Origin of the sequence: Brevibacillus laterosporus DSM 25, from assembly GCF_002706795.1 — a bacterium.
In the GTDB taxonomy this organism is placed as follows: domain Bacteria; phylum Bacillota; class Bacilli; order Brevibacillales; family Brevibacillaceae; genus Brevibacillus_B; species Brevibacillus_B laterosporus.
Map to the genome: position 1 here is coordinate 2631086 of NZ_CP017705.1, position 20461 is coordinate 2651546.

Consider the following 20461-nt stretch of genomic DNA (forward strand, 5'->3'; position numbering starts at 1 on the left):
AGGGAGCCCTGAGTAGATAAACTACATGGGCTACCCTCTTTTATTTATGAATAAGAGTGAAAACTAGCTATCTATACGCTTGTGCAGGATAGCTTGGCTGTATACCTCCCTATGACTTGATCAGCCAAGCTATGTATGCTCACTTGAACGCACAAGGTTTTAATGAAAGTGTAGATAACTTTATACCAGAGAAGTTATGATATATACTGTTCGTACAGATAGTAAAAGGAGTCTATCTTGCCAAACTTTAAGTTTATTTTAGCTAACAAGGCGAGTCCTTTTAGTAAATAGCGCTGGGATTTGTATTCATTAAAGTAATGCAAAGCTTCTTCTAAATGTGATAGTGCCTCAGAGCCTTTCCCCATTTCACATAAGATAGAAGCATAGACTAGCTTAGCCTCTGCGTATGCATGCTCATTTATGGAATGCTCAAAGATTTCTAAGCACAGCTGGCTAGCCTCTTCATAGCGTTGTAAACCTTTTAGAATATTAGCATGTTCAATCTTAGACTCAATCTGTTTCGCATGGTCTTGAGGAGAGTGAAGCGACATAGCGCGTGTGATATATTCATGTGCTAACTGATAATGCTTTTGCTCGGTATAAATGACGGCTAAATTGTTGTAAATATTAGCCTCTAAAGCGAGAGACGGAGAGATTTTAAGAATATCTAACGATTTTTCGTAATAGCGCTGGGCTACTTCGTATTGTTTTAAAATTTGTTGGCAAACTCCTAATAACAAATAAATAGATTCCATACGATAGATTGCACGTAGGCTTTTGCATATCTGTTCTGCTTGCTTGAGATGTTCGATCGCCGAATGGATTTCACCCATGGAGACGTGCATATAGCCAGCAGCATGTAATAAGGTAATATGTAATAGGCCATTAATTTGGTAACGATTGGTTAATTGCATTGCTTCGTTTAAATACGGAAGGGCTTTGTCGGCATTCTTTGCTTTGCAATAATGAAAGCCAAGTGAAGTAAGTATACGTACTTGCCATTCATATTTATCAAGCTCACGGGCTATTTTGATGCTTTCTTGAAAAAGGGATTCAGCAATATCAAAATGATTCCTATTTTCTGATAAAACAGCTTTCGACCAGAGATACATACATGTTTGCTCAAGACTCATTTGGGCGCCTTCTAATTTATTGAACCACTTGTGGGCAATCTCCCAATCCTGTGTATCAATACTATTTACCAGATGGCGAAAATTATTTTCGATTTCAATTTTAGTAAAGGCTGGCTTGACAGTTGGAGCAAAAATAGTGGAGAGATCGGTCTGTAATTTCTTAGCTAGTTCTTCTAGGATTTCAGGAGAAGGAACCACATCTCCTTTTTCTATTTGGCTAATATAACTACGGTTACAAATACCTTCAGCTAGCTCACCCTGGGTTAGGCCTAGCTTTTTACGATATTCTCGAATTCCTTTTCCGATTTGATTGCTCACCTTACCTCACCCTTTTTGTCAGAATTGTTCTATTGTTTATTATACAAGAATTTTCACTATTTTTACATTTCTTATCCTTGATCTTCATATTCTTTTTGTCAACTTAATCGACAAATATGATAAACCGTCAGTTTTTGTAAAAAATGCTTGAATAATAACCGATTTGTTTCTTTTTTTAAATTTTTAAAATATATTTCGATAGAACTATGAAAATCTTACAACTATGGTACGATAAGTATGGTAGATAAATAAGAAATCATACTTTATACCTGTTTTGTTTCTTGTGAGAACAGAGAATCTAGGTAAGCCGATCTGGATTGGCTCCGCACAGCATGACCTACAAAATTATATATCCGTTGGCTGTTGGGATTGTACTATTTATTTTGTTATCATCAGAGGCGTTCTATATTACATCACATTCCTCTGGTGGTGTAGGGAAAAGGAGAGCTGCGGGAATGATCAATAGGTTGATCAATGGAACAATTGATTTGGTACGAAATACGTTGACAAACAAAGAAGGATTTATGATCTTCATTTTATGGGACCATCTTTGGCTGTCAATCATTTACTCATGGTTTACAGGTATATCCATCTGGAACCTTACGTCAGTAGGACTCATTGTGACACTGCTTGTTTCACCATGGTATTTTATCAAGAAGGATAGCATTTGGTTGCGTTATCTGGTTGCTGTAGGATTTGTCTTTTATTCACTATCCTTTGATCATTTTACACCGTATCCAGAAATGGCTATCTTACCAATCGTAGTGTTGGCATTGATGTCTGCTTATTTAGATTATAAAGTAGTGTTATTTACAGGCTTCTTGTATATAATCTCTATGCTAATCGGTTATCAGACGGATTGGTATACCTTATTTAAAAGTGAGCATGATCTTATTAACCTGGGTCTGCGTCTTGTTGGTGTGGTATTTACTACAATCGTTTCCATCTACCTTTGCTTGTCGGGACGTGCATCCTTACAGCGTGTAGAAGAGGCTCGTCAGGAAGCAGAGGTGAAAGAGGCTCAACTAACTGAGCTATTGTCCCGTGTTTCGAACATGATTGAGAATCTGGATGCGACCTCTAATGAAGTGAATGAAAATGCTGACATCACCAAACAAAATACGGATGAAATGCTGGGTGCCTTTAAAGAAGTGGCAACAGGTATGGAACAGCAAGCCCATTCTACTGTGAAAGTGGAAGAGGATATCCAATCCATTGATCATGAAATACAGAAAGTAAATGAACAAGCAAATGAAATGAAAGAGGAAGCATTGCGCAATAACCGCCGTCTTTCTGAAGGAATTGATATGATGTCCGATCTTACGGCTCAAATGCAACATATTGTCAGTACGGTCGACTTGGCGTCAAACACTATTCATAAGTTAAATCAACAAGCTGGTCAGGTAGAAGCAATTGTAGAGACGATTAATCAAATTGCTACGCAAACCAATCTTCTAGCTCTAAATGCAGCCATTGAATCTGCGCGTGCAGGTGAACATGGTCGAGGCTTTGGCGTAGTAGCAGACGAAGTACGTAAGCTAGCAGAACAGAGCGCAGGTGCTACACAACAGATCGCTAGAATTTTGGAAGCGCTACATCAGGAAACCCAAAATGCTGTCGTTCATATGAAAGAGGGAGAAACCTCTGTTTCTAAGGGGCAAGAACTGGCGAACAAGACAGTTGAATCCATGGAAAAGGTACGTACTGGAATGGCGGGCTTTATGGGATCAGTTGAACTGGTACAGGTCAGCATGGTGCAAGTAAAGCAACGGTCCAGTGAAGTAACAGATGAAGTTTCTAGTATTACATCCATCACCGAAGAATCCGTAGCTAGTTTAGAGCAACTGTTCGCCTCAGCGGAGACACAACGTGATAAAATTAACAGTATTACGGAGGAAATTCACCAATTAAACGAGCTTTCACACTCTTTACGTCAGTCTTTGCATTAAGGCTCATGCAGAAGGCCTCTGCTAATATTTGCCGGGAGCCTCCTGTCGTGGTAGAGTAGCAATGTATACCATGAGTAGGAGAGGTCTTATGAAGAAACGTGTGTTTCAAGGGCTTATAAACAAACTTCCGCAAAACGTAATGTCTAGACAAATGGGAAAAGTGGCTAACTCCCGTTTCAGCCGTTTTGCCATCCAAAAATATATCAATCATTATCAGATTGACGTGTCGGAAATTGAAAAGCCTGTTCGTGAGTATCGCTCGTTAAAGGAATTTTTTACACGCCGCCTGAAACCAGAAGCGAGACCTATCGATTTGAATGCTGAGGTAGTGAGTCCAGTTGATGGGAAAGTGTCTCAGATGGGGGAAATCCAACAAGGAACACTAATCCAAGCAAAGGGAAAAACGTATACGGTCAGCCAATTGCTTGGCAATGATGAACATATGGCATGCCGCTTCAATGGTGGCTCCTTTATGACCATCTATTTAAGTCCACGTGACTATCATCGCATTCATATGCCAGTTGAAGGCAAGCTGTTTAAATACTCTTACCTTCCAGGCAAGCTTTATCCTGTTAATAATATGGGAGTCGAGCATGTAGAACAGCTCTTTGCACGCAATGAAAGGCTGATCACTTATGTTCAGAGTAAGGCATGTGGAAATGTAGCTGTGGTAAAGGTAGGAGCATTATTTGTAGGTAGCGTAAAAGTAACTTATAATACACAGACCACGAACGTAAAAAATGGAAAACAAGTTTGTGAAGCGATTGGTGGCACACCTCTCTTTGAAAAAGGCAGAGAGCTAGGCTGGTTTGAATTTGGTTCCACTGTTATTTTGCTATTTGAAAAAGGCGAAATGAATTGGGCAGAAGGAATTAAAGAAGGTAGTGTGCTAAAAATGGGCCAAAAAATCGCGAGTAGCGTAACTGTAGAATAGGAACACATAAAAAGAAATCCTTTTTGCTACTTATCCTGGTGATAGTGAGCTGAAGGGATTTTTTGTGTTTTCTAGTAGCCGAAATTGTTTCATAATTTGCTGAGGTAATTTTTATTCGATATACTGGAATAGATATATGTCGTTTGAGCATTCGAGTAACAATTCATAACTGGCAGTAACAGATTTCATTGACGGGAATCGACCAAATAAAACAACACATCGAGAAAAGGAGAGTTAATAAGCTATGGAGATCATTTGGCATGATATTAAGGACATTGAATCACCGTTAATCCCTCACGCTTTAGCTTTGTATGAACAAATGTTTACCGAAGATCTACGTGAGCCTAATGACATATTGTTAAAAGGCCTGACCAATAAAGGGCCGATAGCTCCAGATACTTTTCATCTGTTAGTCGGAACGAATGAGAATCAACAAGTAGTTGCCGTTAGCACATTTCATTACCTAGCAACATGGAATTTAGGTTTTATTGTATATATGATGGTTAATCCTGCTATACAAAGCGGTGGCGTGGGTAGTAAAATGATGAATAAAATTGAGAAAATTCTGCAAGAAGATGCACAAAAGCATGATGCAAAGCTGACTGGTTTTGTACTGGAGACAGAGCGTGAAGAGGATGCACACGATGAGGAAGAACAGATATTGACTCAGCGCCGATTGCGATTCTTTAACCGAAACGGATTGGTACCTGTGAAAGGTATTCCTTACAAGCAACCACCGTTATGGGAGAATACGAAAGAGGTCCCACTTCATTTACTAGTGAAATGGACAAAGGACACGGACGGATTCTTACAGGAAGAGTGGTATCGTTTTGTCCAAGATGTTTATAAGGAAAAATACGGAAAAATAAATAACGTAAAACCGGAAATTCTGCATGAAATGGAAGCCGAATTGCTCGCTAACCTCCAAGTTTAGCAAATTTCTACTATTAAATTAAGATAATCTTAAGGTTTGTGTAAGATTGATGAAAGAGTAACCATGTATCATTGTACATGTAGGGACGGCACGAGAGATTTGGCAAACAGAATGCTATCATCTTACGTGCCTCCTCAACAACAATTAGGTGAAGTGGTGTTGAACATGGGTGTACCGATGCACGCTAAAACTCAGACAACTGAATACTATGAGGATCGCGAATTCCATGAATTGTATGATGAGTTTTTTGACCGAGTAAATCGTTATTTGCGTTGCCGCGTACATAATACCTGGGATGCCGACGATTTGACGACTGTTGTATTTATTAAGGCTTTGGAAAAATTCCAACAATATAGCCGTACAAGTCCGTTCGCCGGATGGATTTTTAGCATAGCCCATCATACATTTATTGATTTTTGTCGAAAAAAGAAAGAATTACCAATGGATCATACGGAGTTCTTTGAGAGCAGTATTGATAATACATGGAATCCGGAAGAACATGCTCTCTCAAATGAGGAGACGCTCCTTCTTCGTGAAACATTAGAAAAGCTGACACGCGACCAGCGTGATGTTTTGTCCTTGCGTTATTTCGGCGATCTTCGGATTGCACAAGTGGCTGACATCCTAGGAAAAACAGAAGCAAGCGTTAAAACGATTTCCCACCGTGGATTAAAAGAGTTACGTAAATTATATACAGGGAAAAAGCTGAAATAGGAGACTCATAGGCAGGGTCTTCTATTTTTTTTATCCTTTTTGTTTGGATTCAATAAATCTTTTAAACAGGAGTTCCAGGGACTATAGGCTTTATCATATGGCACTATTTTATGTTACAATAATTGAATATAAATAAAATCCGACTTCTAGCGATTAACGTTAATAAGAGATGAATAGGGTTGCCTCTCTAAGCATCATATATGAATGAAGAAAGTGGAGGGACTATCTTTGTCAGAAATTGCAATCATAACAGATAGCACCAGTTATATTCCAAAAGAGCTTCAAGAAGAATTACAGATTACAATAGTGCCTCTGCAAGTGGTTTATGGAAACAAAGCGTATCGCGAAGAAGTAGAATTAACGGAAGCTGATTTTTACTCAAAGCTAAAAACGAGTAATCAGTTGCCAACGACGTCTCAGCCTCCGGTAGGCGAATTTTTAGAAGCTTATATGAAATTATCCAAAACTCATAAACGAGCAATTGCTATCCATATGTCAAGTGGTATTAGTGGAACCTATCAGGGATCGGTAACAGCGACCACTATGGTTGATGATTTTCCAATTGATGTAATTGACTCTGAAATTACTACATATGCAATGGGTGCTGTTGTCGTGGAAGCAGCTAGAATGGCACAAGCTGGTAAATCACGAGAAGAGATTCTGGAACGTATCGAATATATACGTACGCAAATGAAAACGTACTTTTTAGTTGAGGATTTAGATTTCTTGTACCGCGGAGGTCGCTTGTCAGCGGCTCAATTGATGTTGGGTAACATGCTTAAAATCAAGCCAATCCTAACGTTTGAGAATAAAAAGATTGTTCCATATCAAAAGGTAAGAACGCGTGTCAAAGCTAAGGCTGGGATCATGGATTTATTTGAGGCAGATGCCAAAGCAGGCAAACCTATGCAGGTTTCTATTATTCAAGCGCAGGTTCAAGAAGAAGCAGAGGAATGGAAGGCTTACATTGAATCAACCTATCCACATGTAACTGTTACAATAAGTCATTTTGGACCAGTTATTGCTACTCATGTGGGCCCAGGGGCCATGGGATTAACTTGGTATAATAAATAAGTTCGTAATAATGCCGTTTTGCTTGAAAGAAGAGCATGCGGCGTTTTTTTAACAGATAGGAAATGATAAAGGATAGTAGAAACCTCCTTTCATGCTTTAATGAAAAGAAGAAAAAGTAAGAGGTCAAATTGACTAACCTTGGATTTTTCAAGTAATATCAATGTTATGTAGAAACGTACAACTAGGTCATTTGGAGGTGGAAAAGAGATGAGTAGGATTTCCCGACAAGAAGTAGAACACGTGGCTAAATTGGCACGACTACGTTTAACGGAGGAGGAAGCGGAGCGCTACACACGTGAATTGGATGCGATTTTAGATTTTGCTGCCCAATTAAACGAATTGGATACGACCAATGTGAAGCCAACTAGTCATGCGTTTGACGTACGTAACGTTATGCGCCCTGACGTAAACCGTCCTTCCGTATCTAATGCAGAAGCACTGCGCAATGCACCAGATCAAGAAGATGGACAGTTCAAGGTACCGGCTGTTTTTGAATAGGAGAGAAAGGGGGAGACATTGTGTCCCTATTTGATAAACGCTTAGCAGATATACATAGCGAGCTAAAAAAGAAAGAGCTATCTGTCACAGATCTAGCTAATGAATCGCTTGCACGCATCCGTGAAGTGGACAAGGATGTACAAGCGACTTTGCTCGTTGACGAGGAAGCTGCTCTTAGCCAAGCAAGAGCGATGGATGAAAAGCTAGCTAAAGGTACAGAGGATCTCGGCCTCTTGTTCGGCCTACCGGCTGGTGTTAAGGATAATATCGTAACAAAAGGCTTACAAACAACATGCGCAAGCAAGCTTTTGTCTAACTATGATCCTATTTATGATGGTACAGTCAGCCAAAAGCTGAAGGAAGCTGACGCACTCGTGTTTGCTAAATTAAACATGGACGAATTCGCGATGGGTGGTTCCAATGAAAACTCTGGTTTCTACCCAACTCGCAATCCGTGGAATTTAGAATATGTACCAGGTGGTTCTAGTGGTGGGTCTGCTGCTGCGATGGCTGCTCGCCAATTCTTCTTTACACTTGGATCAGATACAGGTGGTTCTATTCGTCAACCGGCTGCTTTCTGCGGTGTGGTTGGTTTGAAGCCAACTTATGGACGTGTATCCCGTTATGGCTTGGTATCTTATGCATCGTCACTAGATCAGATCGGACCGTTGACGAAAAACGTAGAGGATTCCGCTTTTGTTTTACAAGCTATTGCAGGACATGATACGTATGACTCTACTTCTGCTGATTTTGAAGTCCCTGATTATCTATCTGCTCTGACAGGTGATGTGAAGGGCTTACGAATTGCGGTACCAAAAGAGTTACTGGGAGAAGGAATTGATCCACAGGTTCGCGATGCGGTATTAGCGGCTTTGAAGCAATTGGAAAGCATGGGGGCTGCTTGGAGTGAGGTATCAATGCCGCACACAAAATATGCCGTACCAGCCTATTACCTATTAGCTTCATCAGAGGCTTCTTCTAACTTAGCGCGTTTTGATGGTGTTCGTTATGGTGTACGCGCTGATAACGCAGAAAACCTGTTGGATTTATACATGGAATCTCGTAGCCAAGGTTTTGGTGCAGAAGTCAAACGTCGCATTATGCTAGGAACATATGCCTTGTCTTCTGGTTACTATGATGCTTTTTATAAAAAGGCACAACAAGTGCGTACTTTGATTATCCAAGACTTTGAAGAAATCTTTGCGAACTTTGACATTGTGTTACATCCGACTACTCCTTGCCCAGCTTTTAAACTTGGTGAGAAAATGAATGATCCGGTGCAAATGTTCTTAGAGGATATTTGTACGGTAACGGTTAACTTAGCTGGTCTTCCGGCTATTTCAGTTCCATGCGGGTTCTCTGATAGCGGGTTGCCAATTGGCTTGCAAATGATTGGGAAAGCTTTCGACGAATCCACGATTCTACGTGCGGCACATGCGTACGAGCAATCAACTAATCTGTTCCCGAACAAGCCACAATTGGGAAGGGAGGAAGTGTAACATGAGCCAAAAATTCGAAACGGTCATTGGTTTAGAGGTTCACGCTGAACTATCGACCAATAGTAAAATTTTCTGCGGTTGCAAAACCGAATTCGGTGCTCCGCCTAATACACACACATGCCCTATTTGTTTAGGACATCCGGGTGTATTGCCAGTACTGAATCAACAAGCATTAGAATTCGCGGTGAAGGCTTCCTTAGCGATTAACTGTGAAATTTCGCGTGATACAAAATTTGATCGTAAAAATTATTTTTACCCTGATCTTCCTAAAGCATATCAAATCTCACAGTTTGACCAACCAGTGGGTAAGAACGGTTGGATTGATATTGAAGTAGATGGCAAAACCAAGCGTATCCGTATCAATCGTCTCCATTTAGAAGAAGATGCTGGTAAATTGACGCACTGCGAATACGGAAGCGGTACAATGATGGACTACAACCGTGTAGGTGTGCCGTTAGTAGAGATTGTTACAGAGCCAGACATTAGCTCACCAGAAGAAGCCAAAGCTTATTTGGAGAAGTTAAAAGCAATCATTCAATATACGGAAGTATCTGATGTGAAAATGGAGCAAGGCTCCCTTCGCTGTGATGCTAACGTATCAATCCGTCCTGTAGGAGAGACCAAATTAGGTACAAAAACGGAATTGAAGAACATGAACTCCTTCCGCAATGTACAGGCTGCTTTGGAATATGAAGTGAAACGTCAGGAAGAAGTAATCCAAAACGGCGGAGAAATTAAACAGGTAACGCTACGCTGGGATGATGCTAATAAAAAAACCATCGTAATGCGTTCTAAAGAAGAAGCGCATGATTATCGTTATTTCCCAGACCCTGATCTGGTTAACGTTACGATTACTGACGAATGGATTGAGCGTATTAAGGCCTCTATCCCTGAATTGCCAGATGCTCGTCAGGCACGCTATATTGAGCAATATGGATTGTCTACATCTGATGCGGAAGTTATAACTATGACACGTGAATCAGCAGATTTCTTTGACGCCGCAGTAGCAACAGGTGCCGATCCAAAGACGGTTGCTAACTTTTTAATGGTGGATCTGTTTGGATACCTAAATGCAAACAATCTGGACTTCTCAGACGTGAAAATGACGCCTGAAGGTTTGGGAGAAATGGTGAAGCTGATCGAAAAGGGAACCATTTCAATTAAAATTGCCAAGACAGTCTTTACAGAAATGGTGGAGACAGGCAAGAACCCGGCAACCATTGTTGAAGAAAAAGGATTGGTGCAAATTAGCGATGAAGGCGAATTGAAACGCATCGTCGATGAAATCATTGCGGCTAATCAACAATCGGTAGAAGATTACAAAGCAGGTAAAAAACAGGCAATTGGTTTCTTAGTGGGCCAAGTTATGAAGCAGACGAAAGGAAAAGCAAATCCAGGTCTGGTCAATAAATTGTTGGTAGAATCACTAGAAGCATTGTAAATGAAAAAAGCTCCTCTTTCTCTCGATAGCTTTACTATGACAGGAAGAGGAGCTTTTGTGTATTTGTTTGTTTCTATGTTCTACCTATTATCCATTCAACTTCTGTAGCTCAATCTTAAATGCTCGGCGCATGATAAATCCGAGTAACATACTCGTAGTAAGTATACTCGAAGCTACTAGATAGGCCATAGCCGCACCATATATCGCAACCACGTTGGTCAGGATTAGAACTGATAAGCCGTAGCCCACGTATTCCACTGTACTTTTTGCCGATAGAACGTTAGGCAAATAGAGAGGGTCCACGCTTCTTTGAAAGTAGGTTTGCTTGCTGACATATTGAATCTGTGTGGCAGGTCCCAATAAAAATGATAGGAATAAGGCAATCCAGGCGCTATGCGTAACTCCAAAGCCTAGTGTTATTAGGGCAGAGAATAGCCCAGCTCCTAGTAAAAAAGAAAGAAAATAACGAGATACACGAGTCGCAATAACTACTAATAACAAGCCTCCGACAATCATACCGACAAAGTAACTGGCATTGAGATATCCCCACCATTCTTGACCTTTGCCTAGAACATCAGACACATAAAATAGCATGATGGCAGCTACATAGATGGCCCCTGCCAAGGATTCTAGAACATCCATACAAGTGAGTGTAAGGAGCGTGCGGGAATGGAGGATATAATTCCAGCCGCGAAGTAGTGCTTCTTTTTTGGAAGAGCCATCAGCACTTGTTGTTGCTTGAGAGATAGGATCATGTAGATAAGCCATACAGATTGTTGAAATGATGAATAATCCAAGACTAACAGCAAAAAGGTATGTGATTCCTAAAAAAGCTACGAGCATTCCCCCTAGTGCCCAACCCACAAATTGAATCACTTGATCGGTGGTTGCGAACAAACTATTTAATCGCAGCAGATGTACAGGCTGTGCTATTCGTGGTAGCAGGGCATTACGAGCAGGAGTAGCCCATCCGTCCAAAAAGGAAATCAAAGAGGCGAGACCTAAACTTACAAGCAACGGAAAAGACGACCATTGCGTTACAAAAACAAGCAGACCTAAAAATAATGTTTTGGCAAATTGAGACAAAAACAGTAGGGTAGATAGGGAAAAACGGCGTTGCATAAGGGGCGCGAAAAAACTGCTCACTGTCTGCGCTAGGATAATGGTAAGCGGTACGAAGCCGGTATAGACAGCGGAATGTGTCATTTCAAAAACGAGGGTAAGCAGAGAGATAATATAAAAAACGTCGCCAGCGTTGGCAAGCATTTGGCCAACCCAAAGAAAGCGTACTTGTTTGGTAAGCATGACAAAAAAACCTCTTTTCATGAGAAAGATAGACAGAGCTATTCTGTCTTCAACAAACTAAGTTTCCATTTGTTTTTTCTTTTTCTTGAAAAGGGTTTTACAATGGTATCGACTCCGTATCATGAATTTTCAGGTATTTGATACAGTGTAGCAATGAACAGTAAACATGTCAAAGAATAAAACTGATTTTTTGTAACAATCATGTATTACCATCGTCCTATTAATAGCTAATGGTATGAGCTATTAATTCCAGCATTTCTCAACAAAAAATTAGTAGAGTTCAAGAAAAAATGTTACTTTTTGGTCTACTAAAGCGTCTTTTCAAAGAGAAACTTTTTCCTGTACATGCGTAGTCAAAACAACAATCTTACTTTTTGGAGGATGACATTTTTTGAATAGTGGAAAAATTATCTAAAATATTAGGAAGAGGGAAGCTATGAGGTGAAGAGAAAGTGAGTAATAGCATCGGTGAATTAACGGTACGAGATGTCAATCATTTTTATAAGGCAGGTAAGTTTCAGGTCCCCGTTTTACATGATATCAACCTGCATATTGGAAAAAGCGAATTTATTTCGTTATGCGGAACATCAGGTTCAGGGAAATCAACGCTACTTAACCTGATGGCTGGGTTAACACGTCCCGAACAAGGAACGATTCATGTAAATGGGGAAGAGATCTCTAAGTTTAACGAGAATCAGCTATGTTTGTTTAGACGGCGTTGCTTAGGATTTGTGTTTCAATCGTTTAATCTTTTGCCTAATTTGACAGCAGTTGAAAATGTGGAACTACCGCTCGTTTTTTCTGGAGTAAGTCCTCGTGTACGACGTGAAAAAGCGATAGCGATGTTAAACCAAGTGGGACTGGAAAAGCGAGAGCATCATAAGCCTAATGAGCTAAGTGGTGGTCAGCAACAGCGTGTCAGTATTGCGCGGGCCTTGGTCAATGAACCGGGAATTGTTCTTGCGGATGAGCCAACCGGGAATCTGGATACAGCAACAGAGGAAGAAATTTTACAGCTCATGCGTCAAATGAATCGGGAAAGTGGTACAACCTTTGTGATTGTCACACATGATCAGGAGGTTGCAAGCCAATCTGATCGGACAATTTTTCTACGGGATGGCTACATTCAGCAATAAAGGGATGTGGCAATACTCAGGCCTACGAGGATGACTAGCCTGAGCTTTCGCGTAATAGAGACTAGAATTTATTTGCTCTTATCTGGTAAAAAGGCAAGGGGAAAAATGAGGTGTAATTTGTGAAACTGCTTGATTCGCTACGTATCGTCTGGCGCAATCTTTGGCGTATGAAGCTTCGGACGGTGCTGACATCGGTTGGGGTTATGATTGGTACCGCTGCTATTGTGACCATGCTATCTCTTAGTATTGGTCTAAAAGAGAATGCTGTTAAAAGTCTAGAAAACTTCGGTAATTTAACTGAGCTTGAAGTGTATCCAGCTTGGTTGATGCCAGATGGAACCACTGAGAGAACGCCAGATCAAATGAAACGCTTAGATAGTAAAAGTATACCGGAAATAAAGGCTATTCCTGGGATTGAGGCCGTTATGCCACATAAAGAATTTATGGGAAATGCCGTCTTAAAGCTAGGGCGTCGAGAGGCACAGCATTTCCAAATCATTGGGGTTGATCCACAACAAGAAGCACCTGTGAGATCAAAGGAGCTAGAAAAGGGTGAGTATCTAACTGGGGCAAACAATGAAATCGTGATCTCCTACGAAATACCAAGACAAATGAGAGATGTGGAGAAGGACCGCCGTGAAGCTAGAAAACGCAATGCTAACCAGAGTGGAAATAGAGCCAGATATGAAATGGGTGGCTCTGGAGAATCGGGAATCATAGAGATGGTTGGGAAAACGGCGATGTTAGAACTAAGACGAGAATACACGATCGACAACGAACCTAAGTTTGAAAAGAAGGAAATACGTGTTCGCGTCGTCGGTCAGATGCAAAAGGATGAAAAGAGCTATCGAGGTAGCACTATTTATGTACCTATGAAGATGGTTAATGAGCTGAATACCTGGATGGAACAAAAGAGAGAACAAAGCGACTATGATATGGAAATGGGTGGCAGCAAACCGAACCGTTCCAAAAATCGCAATCAGAAGCCAGCTCTGCAATATGATTCAATCAATGTAAAGGTAGGATCAAGGGAAGCAGTAGAGCAGGTCGTTAAGGATTTACAAAAAATCGGCTATGAGAACTATTCGCCAGCACGTCAGCTTGCTGAACTAAATAAGTTTTTCTTTGTTATTCAATTAGTGCTTGGTGGTATCGCAGCTATCTCTTTATTAGTTGCAACGATCGGTATAGTAAACACCATGATCATGTCCATTCTGGAGCGAACCAAGGAAATTGGGATTATGAAGGTTATTGGTGCTACCGTGTATAATATTCGTTGGCTCTTTTTGATTGAATCAGGTTCAATCGGTTTAATCGGAGGACTGACTGGTTTAGGTCTTGCTTATGGAGCCGTAGCGATCATCAATTATCTCGGTAAAAATAGCGATGTTTTAAGTAATTTTGGAATGGGAATGGGAAGAGGCATGGGACCAGAAGAAGAGGTAGTAACACAAATTGCATTGGTACCTCCGTCTCTTGCTATATTTGCCATTCTATTCTCGGTTGTTATCGGGTTATTAGCGGGGATTCTTCCTGCCATCCGGGCATCCCGTCTAAGCCCATTGGAGGCTATTCGCTCTCAGTAGCGTTTCTGTAATTATTGCTTAGGTGATTGTTTTGATAAAGAAAGGTATTTTAAATATAAATGGAAGAAATGTGGGGAATTAACGCATGGCTATTAAGAAAAAAATGATTATTTCAGCCATCACCGTGCTCGTACTAGCGGGTGGCGGCTATGGAGGGTATAAATATTTTGCTCCTGCTACGGATGCATCACAGGAAGTTGTTGAACCACCTGCACTTCAGACTGTAGCGGTAGATTTGGGTGAAGTGAAGAAAACAGTGTATTCGACAGGTACAGTTGAAGCTACGGCTCGTCAGGAAGTGAAGCCAGATGTAAGTGGTAAAGTAGAGAGTCTGGCTGTTAAGGAAGGGCAGCGTGTTAAAAAAGGCGATTTGTTATTTACCATGGAGGCTACAGATGCTGGCTTCGAAATCGAGAAACAAAAATTGTCGATGGCCCGTATGCAGAAAGAAATAAAGGATTTGAAAGATAGAAAAGACCGTATTGAGGCTAATGCAGGTGGAGTTGTCAAAGAAATATCGGTTAAACGTGGGGACAGTGTATCACCTGAGACGGTGATAGCCAAGGTAACCGATCCCAATTATATAAAGATTACAGGTTACTTCTCCCCTTACGAAGCTGAATTGTTACGGGAAGGGCAGAAAGTGAAGGTATTTTTACCAAGCTCAATGACTTATGTAGATGGTGAAATCGACCGTATTGATATGGAAGGAACCAAGCAAGACGGAAAAATGGCTCAGCATGCTGTTGACGTATTGGTCAAAAATACAGGAGGCTTGTATGTAAATGACCTTGGTTCTGTTGAATATACGGATGCTAAAGGATTGAAATACGCAAGTCAGGGAAATTCTCCTTTTACCAAAGCAGATGATATCGAAATTTTGGCGGGTACTACAGGTAAAGTTGGTGAGGTCCTGTTTAAAAAAGGAGATACCATAAAAAAAAATCAGCTCTTAGCGAAAATGGATAGAGAAGCAGATAAAACAGAAATTGAAGAGAAAGAATTAAACTGGAAAGAAGCGCAGCTTGGTATGGACCAAAAGATGCGTGATTTATCCAAACGAAGAGTAGTTGCTCCGATTAGCGGTGAGATTACGAAATTGAATGTGAAAGTAGGAGAAGCGCTTGGCAGTGATCCTGCGGCTATCATCATGGATACTTCTTCTGTCACATTTAAAGCAGCTGTTGATGAACTGGATTTCCCACAGGTCAAAGTGGGACAAAATGTTGATGTATTTATCACAGCCTTTGGAACAAAAGCATTTAAAGGTACGGTAACAGAACTACCGAAAGAGGGAAGCAAGCAGGACAAATCGGTTCGTTTCGAAGTGAAAATTGCTGTTGAGGATAGCAGTCAAATGAAGCATGGTATGAGCGGTGATTGTGATATCTATATCAATAAGAAAGAGAATGCGGTGCGTTTGCCAGTTAATGCTGTAGAAGTAATGGAAGAAGGCAAAGGTACGGTTATGGTCAAGGACCCAAGTGGAAACCCGATGCCAAAAGACGTGGGAATAGGTATTGAAGGCGCCGAATATGTGGAGATTGTGAGCGGTTTGAAAGATGGAGATGAAGTAGTACTCACGAATCCAGAGGGTATGTAGAGAAAGTAACCACTAATATAAAAGGTAGTCATGTAGAGTACGATACTAGCCTGCAGAGTTCGCTTTTTCCTTTCTTGGAAAGAAAAAACGGTACTTTGCAGGTTTTTTTTACCTATAAAGCCTAGAGATTATAGTAGATATTAGGTAAAATGGATGACGGATTAGAAAAATGGACAAATCATTTAACAGAAGGTACAAGAATGCTTAGGGGAGGCAGATATGGAACAACAGGCGATCATTGCACTTGTAATCTTCTTGGTTACGTATGCCATTATCATTTCAGAGAAAATTCACCGCACCATTATTGCGATGGTGGGGGCAGTATGTATGGTTATGCTAGGAATTGTTAGCCAAGAAACCGCATTACACCATATTGATTTTAATACGCTTGGGTTATTGATCGGAATGATGATTATTGTTGCGATTACAGCCAAGACAGGATTGTTTAAAGCTATTGCGATCTGGGCAGCGAAAAAGGCAAAGGGAAACCCACTGTATATTTTAATTGCGTTATCGCTCATTACTGCTGTAGGTTCTGCCTTTTTAGATAACGTGACTACTGTCTTGCTGATGGTACCTGTTACGTTTAGTATTACTCGAAAATTAAAGGTATCTGCGTTTCCGTATCTGATGTCAGAAATCCTGATGTCAAATATCGGAGGTACAGCAACAATGATCGGTGATCCGCCTAATATCATGATTGGAAGTGCTGTTAAGGAGCTTTCCTTCGTGGCCTTTATCAATAATTTGACCCTTATCTCTATGTTTATAGCTGTGGTCACGATTGTGGTACTTGCTTTTATGTTCCGTAAGCAATTGCATACGCAAGAAGAACTGCGCCAAAAGCTCATGAAGCTGGATGCTGCTGCTGAAATAACAGATCGAACGTTATTAGTAAAATCACTGTTCGTTTTAGCGCTGACGATTATTGGATTCTTCTTACACCAAGTACTTCATCTTGAATCAGCTACAGTAGCGTTAGTCGGTGCCTTTTTATTGTTATTAATTACGGGCGAGCATTATTTAGAGGAAGCCTTAACCAAGGTAGAGTGGACAACGATCTTCTTTTTCGTAGGGTTGTTTGTACTCGTTTCAGGACTTGTCGAGACAGGAATTATTGCATCTCTCGCGCAGGAAGCGGTCAATCTAACGAAAGGAAACGTTACGGCAACTGCTCTTTTAATCCTGTGGTTGAGTGCGATTGCATCTGCTTTCGTGGACAATATTCCGTTTGTTGCAACCATGATCCCAATGATTCAGGAGATGGGACGAATGGGTATAGACAATCTGGAACCTTTGTGGTGGAGTCTGGCACTAGGGGCATGTTTAGGTGGTAATGGTTCTCTAGTTGGAGCGAGTGCTAACTTGATCGTAGCTGGTATTGCGGCTAAAGAAGGAGAAAAGATAACATTCCTTGGCTTTTTGAAAATTGGTTTTCCACTGATGATTCTATCCATCGTGATTTCAACCCTGTATATTTACCTCCGCTATTTAATCTAGCGTTTGACTGAAAGTTGTTATGTGAATGTAAGCAAACAAAGCCTACTTCGTTATTAGACGAGGTAGGCTTTTCTACTTCTAACGGGATCTTACCTTCTTCTTTACAAAAAAAATAGATTTTGCTAATATGAAACTCTTGACTAATTTTTCTGAATAACAACACAGGTAAGTAAAGGAGGGAGGCTATGGTTTATTATGTACTGGCTATTAAAACCTACAAAGCAAACGTTCAGTATCGCATGGCTCATTTTATTAACACGATAGGAAGCTGTATTTTTGGTTTTGTCATGATGGCGATTTGGACAGGCGTCATGAATGGCAAAGAAGCGCTCAGTCCTCTTGCTTTACATGATGTTCTCTTTTATTTAGTTCTCACCCAATGTATGCTATGGATCACTACTTTTCTAACTCCAGGACTTTCTATACCTGAATGGGTTCGTACGGGACAAATCTCCCTACATATCATGAAACCCATTCATTTTTATTTTTATACAGTGAGTCAGGAAATAGGCCGGATTGTTTATAATTTTTTTCACCGTTTTCTTCCGATTTATCTGATTCTTTCTTGTGTTGTTGGCTTTTACGTACCTACGAATTTCATAACCATAGTATGGTTTGGCTTATCGGCATGTTGTGCGGTTGGTATTGGTCTTAATTTATATTTCATGGTAGGCATTTTAGCTTTTTGGAGTACCGAAGTAAAATGGGCTCACTATTTTAATCAGTCCTTAATGCTATTACTAGGTGGTCAAATGCTACCTTTGGAGTTTTTTCCCCGTTCTTTGGAAATGATCCTATCTTACTTCCCCTATGCAGGTATTCTTTATTATCCAAGCATGATCCTACTAGAAAAGCAGGGCCCACAGGCGATCTTTATCCAGGTGGTATGGGTTATCTTGTTAACCTTATGTAATATGATCTTGGCTAGGCTGGCACAAAAACACTTGGAAGTCCAAGGTGGTTAGGAGGGAGAGCGATGCTAAGAATTTATGGACGATTATTACGAGCAAGTATCCGCTCGCGTATGCAATATAAATGGAATTTCATTATCTCTAATTTGATGATAGGACTCTTACTTTTAGTCGATTTTCTTGGAATAACAGTGTTATTATGGAAGTTTACTGACATCCAAGGATGGACCCTCTATGAGCTAGGTTTAATTTTTGGTTGTGCTACCATTTCAGAGGCGATGTTTCGAATGTTTGCTTCCGAAATACATGAGTTTGAAAGATACATTTTACAGGGAGAATTCGATAGTTTATTAATTCGCCCCCTCTCTCCATTAATGTTGTTATTAAGCCGTAATATTGATATTGGAAGACTAGGTCAATTGGGACAAGGTATGCTTGTCTGTGGCTACTCTCTGATTCAGCTAGTGAGGCAGGGGCAGGATGTCACAAGTATCCTGATGTGGTTGCCTATTATCATAATGGGAGGGGCATTTATCTGCTTTTCTTTATCGCTGATCGTGGCTACATGTAGCTTTTGGATGGGAAGAATCAGTGATTTACAGGTGTTTTTATTCTATGCTCCAATGAATGCGTCTAAATATCCTATTAGCTTATATACGGGATGGTTAAAGACACTGTTCTTTACACTGATGCCGATTGCTTTTGTGAACTACACAGCTCTTTCCTACTTACTAGATAAGGGAGGGAACTGGATACAAGTATTGATTAGTCCACTTGTTGCCCTTGTTTTCCTTGGAGCGGCAATTTCCTTTTGGAATTTTGGTATCAGACATTACCACAGTACGGGCAATTAATAAAAGATGGAAAGGGGGAATTACGATGATCATAGCACGAGGAATTTATAAACATTTTGAGCTGGCGAAACCAAAAACGGGGCGGTTTTCCTCTATTCGCAGTCTCTTTTCACGGGAGAGGCGAATTGTGCATGCTGTTCATGATATTTCGTTTGAGATTGGCAAGGGAGAAGCGGTCGGCTACATTGGACCAAACGGAGCGGGAAAATCCACAACCATTAAAATGCTTTGTGGCATTCTGCATCCTTCTTCCGGTGAAATCAGGGTTAGCGGGCTACATCCAGAGCGTCAGCGCAAAAAACTAGCTCATCAGATTGGTGTAGTTTTTGGGCAACGTACTCAACTGTGGTGGGATCTGCCTGTTCGTGATTCTTTTGAAATTATCAAGGAAATGTACAAGGTTGAGGAGGCACAGTATCGCTCTCGTTTATTGCAATATGATGATCTTTTACATATAGAAGAGTTTATTGATACACCTGTACGTAAACTATCACTAGGGCAACGTATGAGAGCTGATCTGGTAGCTGCTTTGTTACATAATCCGGATGTATTATTTTTGGACGAACCAACAATTGGGCTGGATGTGGTAGCGAAAACCAATATTCGGAGCTTTTTACAACAGATCAATAAACAAGAACAGAAAACGATCTTACTCACCACACATGACATGGATGATATAGAATCTATCTGTTCCAGAGTGATGATTATCAACCATGGTACGATTATCTCAGATGGTAGTATGGATCAGCTACGTGAGCAGATTGGATTACCTAGTATGTTACAGATTGAGTATAAGGACATTCCTCATCCACTGCCATTGCCAGCAGGTGTTACCTATGAAGTGATTGATAAACAAGTAACGTTTCTTTATGACAAACGCTTGATTACTGCTATAGACTTACTTACTAGTGTTGGTAGATGGGGAGAAGTTGGTGATATATCCATGCAAGAAGCAGAGGTGGAGGAGCTAATTCGGAAGGTATATGAAAGACCATTGACTGTGACCTGAGAAATGTCGGATTTATTTCCCAAGAAATGACATGCTTTGCTAAGGGGTCACTTGTTTGTCGGT

17 protein-coding genes are annotated in these 20461 nt (G+C 40.6%); 15 read left to right on the forward strand and 2 right to left on the reverse strand.

All coding sequences use genetic code 11. From position 1 onward, the window contains the following. Positions 1-194: 194 nt before the first annotated feature. A complete protein-coding gene (locus tag BrL25_RS12685) occupies positions 195-1451 on the reverse strand; it encodes a helix-turn-helix domain-containing protein (protein ID WP_018673640.1) in 1257 nt (418 codons plus the stop codon). Between the two features lie 455 nt (positions 1452-1906). On the opposite strand from BrL25_RS12685, the gene BrL25_RS12690 reads away from it, so the two are divergent. The 8 genes from BrL25_RS12690 (at position 1907) to gatB (ending at position 10494) form a co-directional block, all read left to right on the forward strand. Further along, a complete protein-coding gene (locus BrL25_RS12690; protein WP_018673641.1) occupies positions 1907-3400 on the forward strand; it encodes a methyl-accepting chemotaxis protein in 1494 nt (497 codons plus the stop codon). 88 nt (positions 3401-3488) lie between these two features. Continuing rightward, on the forward strand, positions 3489-4334 hold the full coding sequence (gene asd, locus BrL25_RS12695; RefSeq protein ID WP_018673642.1) for an archaetidylserine decarboxylase: 846 nt from the start codon (positions 3489-3491) through the stop codon (positions 4332-4334). A gap of 244 nt (positions 4335-4578) precedes the next feature. Further along, on the forward strand, positions 4579-5268 hold the full coding sequence (locus BrL25_RS12700; protein ID WP_018673643.1) for a GNAT family N-acetyltransferase: 690 nt from the start codon (positions 4579-4581) through the stop codon (positions 5266-5268). 165 nt (positions 5269-5433) lie between these two features. Beyond that, complete coding sequence (locus BrL25_RS12705) at positions 5434-5982, forward strand: RNA polymerase sigma factor (protein ID WP_004432758.1); 549 nt, start codon at positions 5434-5436, stop codon at positions 5980-5982. Positions 5983-6186: 204 nt separating this feature from the next. Next, positions 6187-7056 (forward strand): DegV family protein, encoded by an 870-nt coding sequence (locus tag BrL25_RS12710; protein WP_035312276.1) that lies wholly within the window; start codon positions 6187-6189, stop codon positions 7054-7056. 207 nt (positions 7057-7263) lie between these two features. After that, positions 7264-7554: an Asp-tRNA(Asn)/Glu-tRNA(Gln) amidotransferase subunit GatC gene (gatC, locus tag BrL25_RS12715; RefSeq protein WP_003335653.1), complete on the forward strand. Its 291-nt coding sequence runs from the start codon at positions 7264-7266 to the stop codon at positions 7552-7554. A gap of 20 nt (positions 7555-7574) precedes the next feature. Further along, positions 7575-9053 (forward strand): Asp-tRNA(Asn)/Glu-tRNA(Gln) amidotransferase subunit GatA, encoded by a 1479-nt coding sequence (gatA, locus tag BrL25_RS12720; RefSeq protein WP_018673645.1) that lies wholly within the window; start codon positions 7575-7577, stop codon positions 9051-9053. 1 nt (position 9054) lies between these two features. Beyond that, a complete protein-coding gene (gene gatB, locus BrL25_RS12725) occupies positions 9055-10494 on the forward strand; it encodes an Asp-tRNA(Asn)/Glu-tRNA(Gln) amidotransferase subunit GatB (RefSeq protein WP_018673646.1) in 1440 nt (479 codons plus the stop codon). 87 nt (positions 10495-10581) lie between these two features. Here gatB and BrL25_RS12730 read toward each other — a convergent pair whose 3' ends face one another. Continuing rightward, a complete protein-coding gene (locus tag BrL25_RS12730; RefSeq protein ID WP_018673647.1) occupies positions 10582-11799 on the reverse strand; it encodes an MFS transporter in 1218 nt (405 codons plus the stop codon). Between the two features lie 452 nt (positions 11800-12251). Between BrL25_RS12730 and BrL25_RS12735 the strand changes: the two genes are divergently transcribed. The 7 genes from BrL25_RS12735 to BrL25_RS12765 all read left to right on the forward strand — a co-directional run bounded on the left by BrL25_RS12735 (position 12252) and on the right by BrL25_RS12765 (position 20398). Beyond that, a complete protein-coding gene (locus BrL25_RS12735) occupies positions 12252-12935 on the forward strand; it encodes an ABC transporter ATP-binding protein (protein WP_018673648.1) in 684 nt (227 codons plus the stop codon). A 119-nt stretch (positions 12936-13054) separates the two neighbouring features. Next, positions 13055-14521 (forward strand): ABC transporter permease, encoded by a 1467-nt coding sequence (locus BrL25_RS12740; protein ID WP_018673649.1) that lies wholly within the window; start codon positions 13055-13057, stop codon positions 14519-14521. An 85-nt stretch (positions 14522-14606) separates the two neighbouring features. Then, positions 14607-16124 carry an HlyD family efflux transporter periplasmic adaptor subunit gene (locus tag BrL25_RS12745; protein ID WP_018673650.1) on the forward strand — a complete coding sequence of 506 codons (1518 nt, stop codon included), beginning with the start codon at positions 14607-14609 and terminating at the stop codon, positions 16122-16124. A gap of 219 nt (positions 16125-16343) precedes the next feature. Then, positions 16344-17624 (forward strand): ArsB/NhaD family transporter, encoded by a 1281-nt coding sequence (locus BrL25_RS12750; protein WP_018673651.1) that lies wholly within the window; start codon positions 16344-16346, stop codon positions 17622-17624. Between the two features lie 185 nt (positions 17625-17809). Then, a complete protein-coding gene (locus BrL25_RS12755) occupies positions 17810-18589 on the forward strand; it encodes an ABC transporter permease (RefSeq protein ID WP_018673652.1) in 780 nt (259 codons plus the stop codon). Positions 18590-18600: 11 nt separating this feature from the next. Next, positions 18601-19389: an ABC transporter permease gene (locus BrL25_RS12760; protein WP_018673653.1), complete on the forward strand. Its 789-nt coding sequence runs from the start codon at positions 18601-18603 to the stop codon at positions 19387-19389. A 25-nt stretch (positions 19390-19414) separates the two neighbouring features. Further along, positions 19415-20398, forward strand: a complete 984-nt coding sequence (locus BrL25_RS12765; protein ID WP_018673654.1) for an ABC transporter ATP-binding protein — start codon at positions 19415-19417, stop codon at positions 20396-20398. The last annotated feature ends 63 nt before the right edge of the window (positions 20399-20461 follow it).